Annotated in this window: 7 protein-coding genes; 6 read left to right on the top strand and 1 reads right to left on the bottom strand. The window is 70.6% G+C overall.

The genetic code is table 11. The annotated features are described in order from the left end of the window. Window positions 1-185: 185 nt before the first annotated feature. The 6 genes from EBE87_RS22120 (at window position 186) to EBE87_RS22100 (ending at window position 5,759) form a co-directional block, all read left to right on the top strand. Window positions 186-968 (top strand): 4'-phosphopantetheinyl transferase family protein, encoded by a 783-nt coding sequence (locus tag EBE87_RS22120; RefSeq protein ID WP_120640098.1) that lies wholly within the window; start codon window positions 186-188, stop codon window positions 966-968. A 188-nt stretch (window positions 969-1,156) separates the two neighbouring features. Continuing rightward, the gene (locus EBE87_RS22115) at window positions 1,157-1,840 is read left to right on the top strand and encodes a thioesterase II family protein (RefSeq protein WP_120640097.1); all 684 of its coding nucleotides are present in this window, start codon (window positions 1,157-1,159) and stop codon (window positions 1,838-1,840) included. A gap of 167 nt (window positions 1,841-2,007) precedes the next feature. After that, window positions 2,008-2,520, top strand: coding sequence for a YcjF family protein (locus EBE87_RS22110; RefSeq protein WP_158600998.1), 513 nt, complete (start codon window positions 2,008-2,010; stop codon window positions 2,518-2,520). Between the two features lie 9 nt (window positions 2,521-2,529). Continuing rightward, window positions 2,530-2,697 (top strand): hypothetical protein, encoded by a 168-nt coding sequence (locus EBE87_RS29135; RefSeq protein WP_158600997.1) that lies wholly within the window; start codon window positions 2,530-2,532, stop codon window positions 2,695-2,697. Between the two features lie 27 nt (window positions 2,698-2,724). After that, on the top strand, window positions 2,725-4,422 hold the full coding sequence (locus EBE87_RS22105; protein WP_120640095.1) for an ATP-binding cassette domain-containing protein: 1,698 nt from the start codon (window positions 2,725-2,727) through the stop codon (window positions 4,420-4,422). After that, a complete protein-coding gene (locus EBE87_RS22100) occupies window positions 4,419-5,759 on the top strand; it encodes a prohibitin family protein (protein ID WP_120640094.1) in 1,341 nt (446 codons plus the stop codon). The genes EBE87_RS22105 and EBE87_RS22100 overlap by 4 nt, the downstream gene beginning before the upstream one ends. A gap of 42 nt (window positions 5,760-5,801) precedes the next feature. Here the strand turns inward: EBE87_RS22100 and EBE87_RS30370 are convergent, their stop codons facing one another. Then, the gene (locus EBE87_RS30370) at window positions 5,802-14,606 is read right to left on the bottom strand and encodes a non-ribosomal peptide synthetase (RefSeq protein ID WP_122140121.1); all 8,805 of its coding nucleotides are present in this window, start codon (window positions 14,604-14,606) and stop codon (window positions 5,802-5,804) included. Between the last annotated feature and the right edge of the window lie 3 nt (window positions 14,607-14,609).

Raw genomic sequence — 14,609 nt, 5'->3', positions numbered from 1 at the left:
CGTCCGGAGTGGGCCCGACTTGCCTGACCCGAGCTACCCGTAAGGCTCACCGCGCCCAAGCCGCTAGTCCGTGCAACAAGGTCGCGGCTGGTCGCTGGATCTGAGCCACGAAGCAGACCAGCTCAGCGTTCCGAAGCAGGAATCTAGCTCCATCGAAGCGCCCAAGTGGTGTTAAACTCAACTTCATGAAGTCGATTCTGGAAGATGTAGGCAGTTGTTCTGGGGGTTTGCCTCAACGCGGCTTGGTGCGCCTGCAGTGGCGCGTCCCCTCCAAATCTGACGCAATGATGCCCACGGCCTGGTGGTCCTTCCTTGATGCCGAGGAACGGGACCGAGCCGTGCGTTTCCATAACGAGGAGGATCGCCAATCCTATGTGGCTGCGCATGCCCTCAAGAGGGCGATGCTGGCGGAAGCCACCGGGCTGGAGCCTGGCGCCCTCCGCTGGATGCGGAACCATGCAGGCAAGCCGGAACTGCATCCAGCCCTCAACTTTCCACAGCTTCGCTTCAACATCAGTCATACACGCGGGCTGGTCGCCTGCGGATTGACCCTCAATGACGATATCGGGGTGGACGTCGAAGCTATCACCCGCCCAGTCAATGTGTTGGAACTCGCGGAACACAGCTTCACGCGGGAGGAATTTACGAAGATCGGGCTCCTTCCCGCCCACGAGCACGAGGCATACTTCCTGCGCCTGTGGACGCTCAAGGAGGCATTCGTGAAAGCCCTAGGAACGGGCCTGCCGTTTGGTCTGGACAGGTTCTCCATGCGGCTGGACCCTATTAGTCTGGTGCGAGCGCCCGAAGAGGCCGGATCACCTGACAGGTGGCGCTTCACGCAGCTGCACCCAACCCCGTGCCATGTGCTCTCCGTGGCCACGCGGCACGTTTCTTGCCTTGCAGCGGAACCAAACGGCATGCTGACCTTTGCCGAAGCCTGTACCAGCGTCGCCGCCACTTCTGCTTGACTAGAGCAACGGCCCCCCTTCGCTGCCTGACAGTCCGCTCATCAATACGCGGAGGCCGGATGCGTGCTGCCGACAATGCGGCTGCCGCGGGGCCCGCATCTTCCGCAGTGACCCGCGGCTGGGGAACGTCTCTTGCCCGGACGGGATGCGCGGCTTAAGCCGAAGCGTCTCCTTGGATACGTCTCCAGATGCATCGGCTCCTTGTTCTTCCCCATGCTGGCGGTGCTGCGCACGGCTATCTTCCCCTTCGCCAGGCTCTTGAACCCGCCGTACCCGTGCTGTGCCACGAGCTTCCTGGCCGCGGGAAGCGCAGCCGCGAGGCAAAGGCCAAAAACCTCAACAGTGCCGTGGACGACATCCTGCAGGCGAGCGCGGAACTGAGACAGGGTACGTGGTCGGTGTTCGGGCACAGCATGGGCGCCCTGCTGGCCCACGCGCTGGTCCGCCGCCTGCTGGAACTCGGGCAGGCGCTGCCGCAGGGCATCTATGCCTCCGGCACCATGGCACCCTCCGCCCGGCAGCGCAAATCCATCTCGCAACTGCCCCGTGATGACTTCTGGCGTGAAATCCGCGCCTACGGAGGCGTTCCGGCCGAGATTCTGGCGGTGCCCGACTTCATGGACTACTTCGAGGGAATCTTGCGCGACGACTTCCGCCTGCTGGAGGAAGCGCTGCCCCCACCCTCGCCCGTACCCGTGCCAGTTACGGTGCTTTATGGCACGGACGAGATGACTTTGACCCAGGCGGAAAGCTGGACCGCCGAAACCACGCGGCCGGTCGTCATACATGGCTTCTCCGGGCATCATTTTTTTCTGTCCACCCAGTTCGCGGCCGTCGCCAAGGTAATCCGGGACGGCATGGCCGCCTCATGAGGCATGGCACGGTGAATCCGGCACCTGTGGTGGATCGCAACAGGATATAAAAGGCGGATCGACCTCAACCTGCCTTGTTCAGCGGAATGAAATCGATATACGCTCCGTGCACGCCAACCTGCGATTGCATGGCGGTCAGATCATGTCCCAGCCAAAGGCAGACCTTGATGTCCACGACGACCCAGCACGCAGATAACGCCATGCCAGCAGTGCTGAGCCAGGGCGACCGTCTGGCGGCCGCATCCCAGATCATCTCGAATTCCTGCGGCTGGTCGGCCGCCTGCGGCATCATTCCCCTGCCGGTGGTGGATCTGGTGGCGCTGGGCGCCGTGCAGGCCACCATGATCAACCGCATCGCCAAGCTCTACGGCGAGAGCATTTCCAGCGAGAGCGCGCGCTCCCTGATCAGCGTGCTGCTCGGCACCCTGGCGCCCGGCATGGCCACCGGCGTCGCCGGCGCGGTGGTGGGCTCGGGCATCAAGGCGGTGCCCGGCGTCGGGCTGCTGCTGGGCGGGGCCGCGCTGGCGGGCTTCAGCGCCGCGGCCACCTACGCCATCGGCAAGATCTTCGTGCGACACTTCGAAGGCGGCGGCACCTTCGGCACCTTCAGCGCCGATGCGGTGCAGGCCGACCTGCAGCGCGAGTTCACCTCAGCCAAGACCCGCAACAAGGCCGGCTGAACAACGCCCATGACGCTGCTGCTCCTGCTCTACGTCCTGACGTGCCTGGCAGTGGCCTGGGCCGGGCGTGGGCGGGAGATCGGCTTCGCGGGCTTCCTTGTGCTCTCGATCCTGATCACCCCTCTCGTGACCGCGCTCATTCTACTGGTCAGCGCCCCGCGCCAGACGCGGATCTGACTCTGCATAGCGCTACGGAATAGACTTATGAACGAGGCAGCATCGCCTCTCGGCGAGCGTCTGCTCTCGCTGATCGCGCGGCTGCGCATTCGCGCACCGTCGTTGCGGACCCTGCGTACCGACCTGCTGCGGCTCGAAGCGCCGTGGCAGGTGGTGGTGATGACCGCCCTTGCCGGCCTGTGCGGCACAGGCATCGTCGCCATGCTCAACAGTTCCGCGGTCGTGGAAGGCGATGCGGACGAGGTGCTGTGGCACGGACTCATGTTCGTCGTGCTGCTGCTGCTCTACCGCGGCCTGCAACGTGGCCTGCTGCGGCGCACGGCGGCCGCGGTGGAGGCGGCGCTGGACCGGCAGCGCACCGCCATCGCCGGCAAGGTGCTGCGCCTCGACCTCCGGCGCTTCGAGACCCTGCCCAGGGAACAGCTCCAGGGCGGCCTTGCCCGCCATTACGCAACCATCTCTGAAGCCATGGTCGGCATCCTGACAGGGCTGCAGTCGCTAGTGCTGCTGGTGCTGACGCTGGGCTACCTCGCCACGCTGTCCGTGATGGCGGCGCTGCTGAGCCTGGGCGTGTTCTTTATCCTGATCCAGGCCTATCTGGGCAAGCGTGCCGAGCTGGCCCAGCGCATGCGCGCCGCCGCCGCCGCAGAATCCGGGCTGGCCGGTGCGCTGGCCGAGTTGCTGGACGGCTTCAAGGAATTGCGGCTGGACCACCGGAAGCGCGCGGCGGTGCTGGACGCGGTGGACACGCAATCCACCCGCTCCGGCATGGAACGCGCGGTCACCGCCGGCATCTTCGGCGACGTCATCGTGTTCGGCAATTCCATGGCCTACCTGATGGGGGGTGCCGTGGTGTTCCTGCTGCCCATCCTGGGCAGCGCCGACAACGCGGATCTTCCCCGCCTGGTGGCGGTGGTTCTGTTCCTGATCGGCCCCATGGGCGCCACGGTGGGCGCCGCGAAGCAGCTCGCCACCGCGCGCTTCGCCATCAATGCCTTGAAAGAATTCGAAGCGCTGCTGGACACCCTGCAGCCGCCCGAGGGGCCGCCGCCATCGCTGCCGCCCTTCCGATCCCTGCGCGCGGACGGGTTGTGCTACGCGCACCGCCCGCAGGGCGGCGATGCCGCCTACCGCGTCGGGCCCGTCAGCTTCGAGGTCGCGGCAGGCGAGGTGGTGTTCGTCACCGGCGGCAACGGTTCGGGCAAGACCACCGCGCTCCGGGTCGCGATCGGCCTTTATCCGCCCACGGCCGGGCGATTGCTGCTGAACGGCACACCGGTGTCGGATGCCGTGCAGGAGGGCGACGCCTATCGGGAACTGTTCGGCGCCGTCTTCGCCGACGCCTATCTGTTCCGTCACCCCCATGGCCTGACCGACGCCCAGCTGCCCCGCCTGCGGCGGGAGCTGGAAGGCTTCGGCATCGCCGACAAGCTGCCGGCCGACCCGCGCGATGGCTTCGACCCCCGCACCCTGTCCACGGGCCAGCGCAAGCGGCTGGCCCTGGCACTGGCACTGGCCGAGGAGCGGCCCGTGCTGGTGCTGGACGAATGGGCGGCGGACCAGGACCCGCAGTCGCGTGAGGCCTTCTACCGCGTGCTGCTGCCGCGCCTCCGGGCGGAAGGCAAGGCCGTGATCGCCATCACCCACGACGACCGCTACTTCGACGCCGCCGACCGCCGCTACCACATGGAAGACGGCCGCATGACAGAGGTTCCCGCCGCATGAGCGTGACCATGGCCACCCCTGCCCCGCGCCGCCGCAACCCCTGGTGGGCGCGTGGGGCCTTCGGCCTGCTGATCGTGGCCTTTCTGGTGATCCTGCTCTGGAACCGCATCTTCATCACCATCCCCCCCGGCCATGTGGGCGTGCTGTGGATGCGCTTCCTGGGCGGCACCATCACCAGCTTCCATTTCAGTGAGGGCACCAAGGCGGTCTTTCCGTGGGACCGGGTGTATCTCTACCCGATCCGTCTGCAGCGCATCGACCACACCATTACTTCCCTGACCCGGGAAGGTCTGCCGCTGGTGCTGGAAACCACGGTGACCTTCGTCATCGCTCCCAGTTCCGCGCCGGAGTTGCACATCTCCGTCGGCCCGGAATATGCCGCGCGCCTGATCGAGCCGCTGATCGCCGCCTCGGTGCGCGAGCGCATCGCCGACAGCCCTCCGGAGCAGCTCTACGCCGTCGCCCACCGCGCCATCGAGGACGACATCGCGGCCGGCCTTCAGCAGAAGCTCACCGCCGTTCACGTCAACCACGGTTCCACCGGCAGCCCGCTGATCGTCATCTCCGACTTCAGCGTCCGCAGCATCACCCTGCCCCCCATCGTCCGGCAGTCGATCGAGGAAAAGCTCGCCGCCGACCAGGCGGTGCGCCGCTACCGCTTCAGCATCGACCAGGAACGGCTGGAAGCCCAGCGGCGCGAGATCGAGGCCCAGGGCATCCGCCGCTTCCAGGAGATTGTCAGCCCTGCCATCTCGGACAGCTTCCTGCGCTGGCGCGGCATCGAGGCAACGGTGGCGCTGTCGCAATCCCCGAACAGCAAGATCGTGGTCATCGGCAACGGTGGCTCCGGCCTGCCGCTGATCCTGGATGGACGCGGGGATAGCGCGCCACCGGCCGCATCTCCGCCCATGTCCGACGCGGCGCCAGCCTTGCAGCCGGCGGCGCCGGTGGGCGCGCAACCCTCGGCGGCCCCGGCCGGGGCACCGCACGCGCCACAGCCGCAGCCTGACCTGCCCTCGAGCGGCGACATCCGCGTCCTGCGTCAGCCCCTGACACCGCACAACGACTTCACCGGTCACAGCCCGCAGGAAGCGGCCATCCGGCCGGGCGCCATGGCCGGCGCGCCCGGTGCCACGGAACCGGATAGCGGCGGAGCCCTGCCGGAACCGCCCCGAGGCCGGCTGCTGGCCCCTTCGGAGCGGGCAGCCGCCCTTGGCGGTATTGTCGGCCCGATGTCGCGCGACATGCCGGGCTTCCGCGGCGGGGCATTCGACATGCGCCCTGGCCTGCCGGCGCCGCGGCCTTCCCGCGCGGAACTGGACGGCAAGGCGCGCTGACAGCAACCCCGGACCTGCCTCTCTGGCAGGCCCGGGGTGGTCTTACCGCCGCAGCACGGCTGCCAGAACCTCCGCAAGCCCAGGCACATGCGGTTCCGCCAGCATGGTCAGGTGGGTGCCGGGCGTCACGTGCAGCGCCACGGGGCCGATCGCGGCCCAGGCCCGCCGCATCGCATCCCGCGCCGCGCTGGCCTGTCCAGAAGGTGAGAACAACGCCACCGGCACGGCACGGACCGGCTTCGGCCGGTAGCACAGGTGCGCCCGGGTATTGGCGCGGAACAGCGCAACCATGGCCCGGACCTGCGGCAGGCTGGCGCCTTCTGGCAGGAAGCGGTGCCGCTCCAGCGCCGCCTTGACGCGGTGCAGCCGCGCTTCCGGGTCCAGGGGCGCCAGGCTGGCGGCCAGCACGCCTTCCTCTTCCGCCTCCGCGCCACCGAACTCGGCCGCCGCCCGCATCAGCCCGGCCAGCCAGCGCGTGTCGTCCCACTGGACCGGCACCGCTTCCCCCTCGAAGAAGGGCAGGCCGTCGAACACGGCGACCACCTCCACCGTGTCTCCCGCCTCCAGCAGCCGCTGCGCCACTTCCAATGCGATCTTGGCGCCCAGGGAATGGCCGCCGAGGCGGTAAGGGCCCTGGGGCTGCACGGAACGGATCAGGCCGATGAAATGCTCGGCCATCGCCTCGATCCGCTCCAGCGGCGGGCTGTCCCCATCCACCGCGGCCGATTGCAGGGCATAGAAAGGCACCTCCGCCGGCATGTGGCGTGCCAGGTGGTACAGGTAGAGCGCGTGCCCGCCGGAGCCGGGGAAGCAGAAGAAGGGCATGTCCCCACCACCCCGCCGCATCGGCACCAGGCTGGAGCCGCCAGAGGGGCGGACATGGCCGCGCAGCAGCGCCGCCATCTCGGCCACCGTCGGGTTGTTGAAGATCTCCGTCAGCATCAGCGGGTGGCCGAAATGACGGGTCAGGCTCGCGGCCAGCCGCACGGCCAGCAGCGAGTTGCCGCCGAGGTCGAAGAAGTTGTCGTCCGTACCGAGGGGCGCGTCGCGGTCCAGCACGGCTTGCCACTGCGCCGCCAGCGCCTGTTCCAGCCAGTCGCGCGGCGCGGTGAAGCCAGTCGGTTGCAGGACAGCGGGCGGGGCCGCCTGCCGCAGGGCGGCGCGGTCCACTTTGCCATTGCCGGTCAAGGGCATGGCCGACAGCGGCAGGATCGCTGCGGGCAGCATGTAGCCCGGCAGGTGCGCCGCCAGGTGGCGGGCCAGGCGCTGTGCCGGCGGCTCCGCCGCGGCAGGCTCCTCCGGCCAGGTGGTTGCCGCTGTCGGCTCGGGCAGGCCGCCCAGCAGGCCTTGCAGCAGGGTTTGGCCATGCTCCAGCCGCAACCGGTCTCCGAGCGGGGCGAAATCCATCCGCCCCACCGGGCAGAGGCCGATGCCGTGCTCCGGCGCCTGCTGCATCAGCAATTGCATCATGGCGCCCGCTTCCAGCAGCGCGAAGCTGTCGGCGGCGTCGCCGTAGAGCGGCGCGATGGCGGCCGGGCGGCCCACCAGGAACAGCACGAAGGCGGCATCCGCTTCCACTTGGCGGTTGTAACCGCCGGCCGGGCCGAACAAGGCCGCTTCCGCCGGCGCGGAGGAGACAGGCAGCAGCCGGTGCCGCAGCGGGTGGTAATAGTAGAGACCCCCTTCCAGCCCCGCCACGCGCCCCGACTTGACCGACAGATAGGCCTGCACCGGGTAGAGCGAACCGGCGGAAGGATAGGCCCGGCGGGGCAGCGCCCCACCGGCATCCCAGGCCATCAGCCCGGTCAGCAAGCCAGCCAGGGCCTCCAGCCCCACCGCACCAGCGGCGAAGCGGCGGTGGCTGCGCCGGCGCAGCAGCGCCTCACGCTGTTCGGCATCTGGCGCCGGCAGGACCACACCGTCATGTTCCGGCAGGTCGGCGCGCAGCCCCGGGTGCGACAGCTTGAAGCGCAGCCGCTCCCCCGCATCGTGCAACACGCCGGCCGCATCCGGGTCGGCGGCATCCCCGGCGCCCGCACCCGCCTCCTCCAGCACCACATGGGCCACCAGGTGCTGGGGCCCGTGCCGCTCACCCTGGAGGGTCACCACCGCGTCGCGGACCTCCGGATGCAGCAGCAGTGCGGCCTCGACCTCGCCCAACTCGATGCGGTGGCCACGCAGCTTGATCTGGTGGTCCTCCCGGCCCAGGAACTCCAGCGTGCCGTCCGGGCGGTAGCGGCCCAGGTCGCCGGTGCGGTACAGCCGTTCTCCCGTGCGGGGGTGGCGGATGAAGCTGGCTTCCGTGCGCTCCCGGTCGCGCCAGTATCCCTGGGCCAGGCCGGCGCCGGCGATGAACAGCTCGCCCGGCACCCAGTCCGGGCGCGGCGCCAGGTTGCCGTCCAGCACATGAAACGCCTGGTTGGCCAGGGGGCGGCCGTAGGGGATGCTCTTCCAGCCGGGCTCAGGCGCCCCCGCAGGGTGGGCGACGGACCAGATGGAGGCTTCGGTTGCGCCGCCCAGGCTGACGACCTCCGCCTCCGGCCAGAAAGCGCGGATACGGTCCGGCAGGGAGAGCGGAATCCAGTCGCCGCTCAGCAGCACCAGCCGCAGGCCGGGGGGCGGTTGCAGGCCCCGCTCCTCCAGGTGGTCCAGCAACATCACCATCAGGGCGGGCACCGTGTTCCACACCGTCACCGTTGCATCGGCCATCAGCGCCAGCCAGTGGTCCGGGTCCCGCCGGCGGTCGGGGCGCGGCAGCACCACCGCGCCGCCGGCGCCCAGCAGCCCGAAGATGTCGTAGACCGAGAGGTCGAAGCCCAGGGCGGACAAGGACAGCACACGGTCGGCTGGCCCGATGCCGAAGCGGGCATTGATGTCGGCCACGGTATTCAGCGCCGCCCGATGGTCGATCATCACCCCCTTGGGCTGGCCGGTGGAGCCGGAGGTGAAGATGACATAGGCCAGGTCGTGCGCCGCCGCCGCCGCAGCATCCGGCGCGGCATCCGGTCGGGCCGGCCCTGCCTCCACCGCCATGACCCGCAGTTCCGCGGGCCAGGGCAGCCGGTCCCGCAGCCATGGCTGGGTCAGCACCACTCGGGCGTCGAGGCGCGCCAGCAGTTGCGCCAGCCGCTCCCGCGGCAGCTCGGGGTCCAGCGGCACATAGGCTCCGCCGGCCATCAGCACGCCCAGCGAGGCGGCCAGCTGCGCCCAGCCCTTCTCCATCACCACGGCCACGGGCTGGCCTGCGGGCAATGGTCCCAGTTGCGCCGCCACGGCGCGGGCGCGGGCGGCCAGGGCGTCGTGCGTCAGGGTGCCCTCCGCATCCAGCACCGCAAGGCGCGCGCCGGCTGCCGGCAGCGCATCCAGCCAGGGCTGGTGCAGCAGCCCGGCGGGCAGCGGCGCCGCCGTGGCGTTAGCCGCGTTGCGGGCCGCCATCTGCGCCGGGGGCGGCAGCCGTTCCGCGCTGTTCTCCTTCCAGGCGGTATCAGACTGCGCCAGGCGCAGCAGATGCGCCGCGTAGTCGTGGAACATCGCGTCCAGCATGCCCGGCGGAAACAGCGCCTCGATCGCGTCCCACTCGAACTTCAGCGCGCCGCCGGCCTCGGACACCTTGTGGTCCAGCCAGACCTGCGGTGTCTGAGTGATGCTGAACACCACCTCCCCCGGCGGGGCCGCGGCCTCGCTGCCCGCCGCCAGCGCCAGGGTGCTGGTGAAGACCACGGGCATCGCGACCGGGGTTCCGCCGTTGCGCCGCGCCAGTTCCCGCAGCACCGTCACGCCATTCACATAGCGGTGGTCCAGATCCTGCCACAACTGCCGCTGCAGCCGGCGCGCGCGGGCCTGGAAGGTCGCGGCCGGGCCATTGTCCACCGCCAGCAGCACCAGGGACGTAAAGTCCCCCACCACCCGATTCACCGCCGGGTGCACCGGATGCCGGTTGAACAGCGTGAGATTGATGGTGAAGCGCGGGCTCTTGCTCCAGGCCGTCAGCACATCCGCGAAGGCCGCGAGCAGCACGCCAGTGGGCGTCATGCCGGCACGGGCCGCGCGTTGCTTGAGCGCCTGCCAATCGGCGGCCTCCAGCCGGCCGGCGCGGCGATCAAAGCGCGGGTTCCGCAGCGCGGAAGGGCTGGTGGCCAGCGGCAGGTCCGGACCCGGCGGGAAATCGGCCAGCCGCTCCTGCCAGTAGCGCAGGGATTCCGCGTACCACGGCGTGTCGCGCCAGCCCTGCTCGGCCAGCACGTAGTCGCGGAAGGTCAGCTCCAGCGGCGGCAATGCCGTGGCCGGGGCGTGGTAGAGCTGGAACAGCTCGGCCATCAGCACGCGCAGGCTGTGCGCATCGCCCCACAGCGCGTCGATGCTCAGGTGCAGGCGGGTGAGATCCCCGTCCAGCAGCGAGGCGCGCAGGTCGAAGAGCGGCCCTTCCGCCGCGTCCAGCAACTGGTGCGACAGAACCGCGCGCCAGTCCGCCAGCGCCGCCTCCCGCCCGGGGGCGAGACAGCCGCGCAGGTCCTGCACCACGATGCGATAGGGCGCGGCCGGGGGGCGCACCTGCTGCATCCCGCCCGGCAGCACCACCATGCGCAGCATGTCGTGCCGCTCCACCAGGCGCTGCCAAGCCTGCTCGAAGCGCGGCAGGTCCAGGCCAGGGCAATCGGCCTCCAGGTAGCCATGGGTGGCCACGTTGCCCAACTCGAAACCGGTGTCGCGGCCGAGCCAGTAGGCCTGCTGGATCTCGGTCAGCGGAAAGGGCTCGTGCCGCGCCGCCGGGTCGGACGTCACGGCGGGCAGGGCCACGACAGGCGCGCCGCCCCGCCGGCGATGGGCGGCGAGGCAGGCCGCCAGCGCCGCCACCGTGGGATGTTCGAACACCTCGCGGATCGGCAGGTCCACGGCAAAGGCGTCCCGCACGCGGGATGCAACGCGGGTGGCCAGCAGTGAATGCCCGCCCAGCTCGAAGAAATTCTCGTCCCGGCCCAGGGGGCGGGCGGCATCCCGCCCTAGCACCTCGGCCCAGATCGCCGCCAGCAGCACCTCGTCCTCGCCGATGGGGGGCAGCGCCACCGGCGCGGCCAGTTCCGCCACTGCGTGGCGCGCCAGCGCGCGGCGGTCGACCTTGCCGTTGCCGGTGAGGGGCATGGCATCCAGCAACCGGAACTCGGCGGGCATCATGTGCGCGGGCAGCGCGCGGCCCAGGGCGTCGCGCAGGGACGCCACCAGCGCGTCCGGCCGGCTCCAGCGCTCCCCGTCCTCCTCCACGGCCGGGCGCGGCGCGCCCCGGCGGGCGTAAAGATTGACCAGGGGCACGGCACCGCCAGCGCCCATCGGCGCTTCCGCCGCCACGGTGAATCCCTGGCCCCGCAGCAGCGCGGCCACCGCCTCCGCACGGCCGCCGGCATCGTGCACCTCCACCACCACCTGGTGGATGCGCGGCCAGTCCTGCGGCGCGATGCCGCGCAGCACCTCGGCCTCACCATCCTCCACGTCGATCTTCAGGAAATCGATGCGCTCCACCCCGCGCTCGCGCATGGCGGCGGAGAGGGTCGTGAAGCGGGCCCGCAGCAGCTCGCTTTCCAGGCGGTAATCCAGCACGTCCTCGGCGACCGCGCCGGCGCCTCGGTCGCGTTCATAGGCCAGCACCGTGTCGCGGACCGCCCCTGCCTCGGCCCCGCGGCCGGACATGATGGAGAGGTGCGGGAAATAGCGCAGCGCCGCCTCGCCCTCGTGCTCGGCCAGGCCCACTGCCTCAGCAGTGCCCGCGATCCCGTGCAGGGCGAAGTTGCGCGCCAGCACGGCGTGCACGGGCTCCGCCGGCTCGAAGGCATGGATGCGCGCGCGGTGGTCGGTCTCCTCCGCCGCGAACAGCGAGAAGAGGCCGATATTGGCGCCGACATCGAACACCACGTCGCCCGGCCGCAGCGTCAGCCCGTGCCGAAGATAGCAGCGGTCCTCGAAGATCTCGCGGAACAGGAAGCTGGTCTCGTTGCCGTTCAGCTCCGCCACGCGGAGGCCGTTTGGCAGGCGGGTGGTCGCCCCGGCCGGCGCCGCGTCCCGCCGCAGCCCGCGCCGCACGGCCGCGGCCCGCACGGGATGCGGCACCACATAGGCCACCAGCCGGTTGGAGCCAGTCCCGGCTTCCGGCTCCGCCAGCACATGGCATTCCGCGACGCCCGGATGCGCCGACACATGCGCGGCGACCTCGCCGGGCTCGATGCGGTAGCCGCGGATCTTCACCTGGTGGTCCGCGCGGCCGAGATAGGCATAGCGCGGCGGCGTGCCGGGCAACCGGCGCACCAGGTCGCCGCTGCGGTAGGTGCGCCGGCCGGTAGCATCGGTCGGGAAGCGTTCCGCCGTCAGCTCCGGCCGGCCGAGATAGCCGCGCGCCACGCCCGCACCGCCGACATGCAGCTCCCCCGGCAGCCCGGGCGGCACGGGCGCGCCGAAGCGGTCCAGCACCTGCAGGCACAGGTCCGGGATCGCCTCGCCGATCAGGCTGGGGCCCGGCACGGCGTCGGCGGCGCGGATGACATGGGCGGTGACATGCACCGTGGTCTCGGTGATGCCGTACATGTTGACCAGCCGTGGCGCGTCCTCCGCATGGCGGGCGAACCAGGGTGCCAGGCTGGCGAGGTCCAGGGCCTCCCCGCCGAAGATCACCAGCCGCAGGGCCGGCAGCGGCGTGCCCAGCGCCGCATCGGCCTCCATCAGCGGGCGGAAGGCGGAGGGCGTCTGGTTCAGCACCGTGACCCCTTCCCGCCCCAGCATGGCGTGGAACTCGCGCGGGGCGCGGGAGAGCAGGTGGGGCACCGTCACGAGGCGGCCGCCATGCAGCAGCGCGCCCCAGATCTCCCAGACCGAGAAGTCGAAGGCCGCGGAATGGAACAGCACCCAGGTGTCGGACGGGCCGAAGCCGAACCACTGCGCCGTCGCGGCGAACAGCCGGGCCACCTGGGCGTGCTCCACCACCACGCCCTTGGGCCGGCCGGTGGAGCCGGAGGTGTAGATGACATAGGCGGCGGCGGAAGGGTCCAGGGCCACGCCGGGGTCGGTGTCCGGCATGCCGTCCAGCGCCGCGCCGTCATCCAGGCAGAGACATGGAAAGGTGCCTGGGCCGGGCAACGGCGGCAGGGCGGCGGCGGTCACCAGCAGGCTGACCCCGGCATCCTCCAGGATCATCGCCTGCCGTTCCTCGGGCTGCGCCGGGTCCACCGGCACATAGCAGCCGCCCGCCTTCAGGATGCCTAGCATGCCCGTCAGCAGAATCGGCCCCGGCGGCAGCCGCAGGCCCACCAGAACCTCCGGCCCCACGCCGCGTGCGCGCAGGGCGTGCGCCAGGCGGTTGGCCGCGGCGTTCAACGCCGCATAGCTCAAGGGAGCCCCGGCCCGGTGGCCGGCATCGTCCACCAACGCAACGGCGACGGCATCCGGCACGCGGGCAGCGACGGTTTCGAACAGGTGGTGCAGGCATGCGACCGGAAAGATGGCGGGGGCGGCGGCGGCGGGTGTGGCATCCGCCAGCGGCAGGCGCAGCGGCTCGGCGGCGGGGTCCGCCACCATGCGGCGCAGCACGGTTTCCAGCAGCGCCGCCAGCCAGTCCACTGTCTCCGCCGCCACGCGCGCGCCGTCATGGTAGAAGCGCAGCAGGATCTGCTCACCCGGCAGCACGGCCAGCGCCAGCGGATAGCCGGTGCGCTCCACCACGCTCAGCGTTTCCACCCGAATGCCGCCTTCCAGGCTCTGGCTCATCGCCTCGTCGGTCAGGGGAAAATTCTCGAACACCAGCAGCGTCTCGAACAGCGGCGTGCCGCCCGGCACGGCGCTGCATCGCTGGATCTCGGCCAGCGGGCTGTGGCCATAGGCATCCTGGTCGCGCTGGGCATCCTGCAGCCGGGCCAGCCAGGGCACCAGCGCCTCGCCTTCCCGGATGTCGACGCGCACGGGCAGGGTGTTGATGAACAGCCCGACCATGCCTTCGACGCCGCGCAACTCTGGCGGCCGGCCGGAGACGGTGGCGCCGAAGACCACCTCGTCCACGTCGCAGATCCGCGCCAGCAGCAGGGCCCAGGCACCCTGGAACACGGTGTTCAGCGTCAGCCGGTGCTGCCGCGCCATCTGCTCCAGGGCAGTGCCCAGATCCGTCGGCAGCCGCCGCTCGCGGTGGCCGGCTCCGGTGCTGGCGCCGGCAGCCACGGGCGGCAGGCTGGCCAGCAGCGGCGTCGGCGCGGCGAAGTCCTGCAGCAGGCGGCGCCAATAGGCTTCCGCGGCCACCGCGTCCTGCTGCTGCAGCCAGCGGATGTAATCCCGGTAGGGGCGCGTCGGCGGCAGCGCCGGCGGCTGCCCGCGCAGTGCCGCGTTGTAGAGGTCGATCAATTCGCGCACCAGGATGGGGATGCACCAGCCGTCCAGCAGCAGGTGGTGGTGCGACCACAGGAAGAACCATTCCTCTTCCCCCAGCCGCGCCAGGGTCAGCCGCATCAGCGGCGCCTGCTCGGGGGCGAAGCCGGCCGTGCGGTCGGCGTCCTGTAGCGCCCCGATCGCCGCCGCCTGCGTGGCGGCATCGCGGTCGCGCCAGTCCAGCTCGGTCCAGGGCAGCGGCAGTGCCTTGCGCACCACCTGCACCGGCTTGTCGAGCCCGTCCCAGAAGAAGGCGGTGCGCAGCGCGGCGTGGCGATCCAGCAGCGCCTGCCAGGCGGCGCGGAAGGCGGCCACCGACAGCGGCCCGCGCAGGCGGTAACCGAACTGCTCGACGTACAGCGCGTCCCGCCGCTCTCCCACCAGGGCTTCGAACAGGATACCCTGCTGCAGCGGCGACAGCGGATAGATGTCCGCGACATTGTCCAGCTTCATCGC

The organism is Teichococcus wenyumeiae (assembly GCF_003696345.1).
Lineage (GTDB): Bacteria > Pseudomonadota > Alphaproteobacteria > Acetobacterales > Acetobacteraceae > Pseudoroseomonas > Pseudoroseomonas wenyumeiae.
Note: the sequence above shows the minus strand (reverse complement) of the source record. Positions and strands in the feature narration are given on the sequence as shown.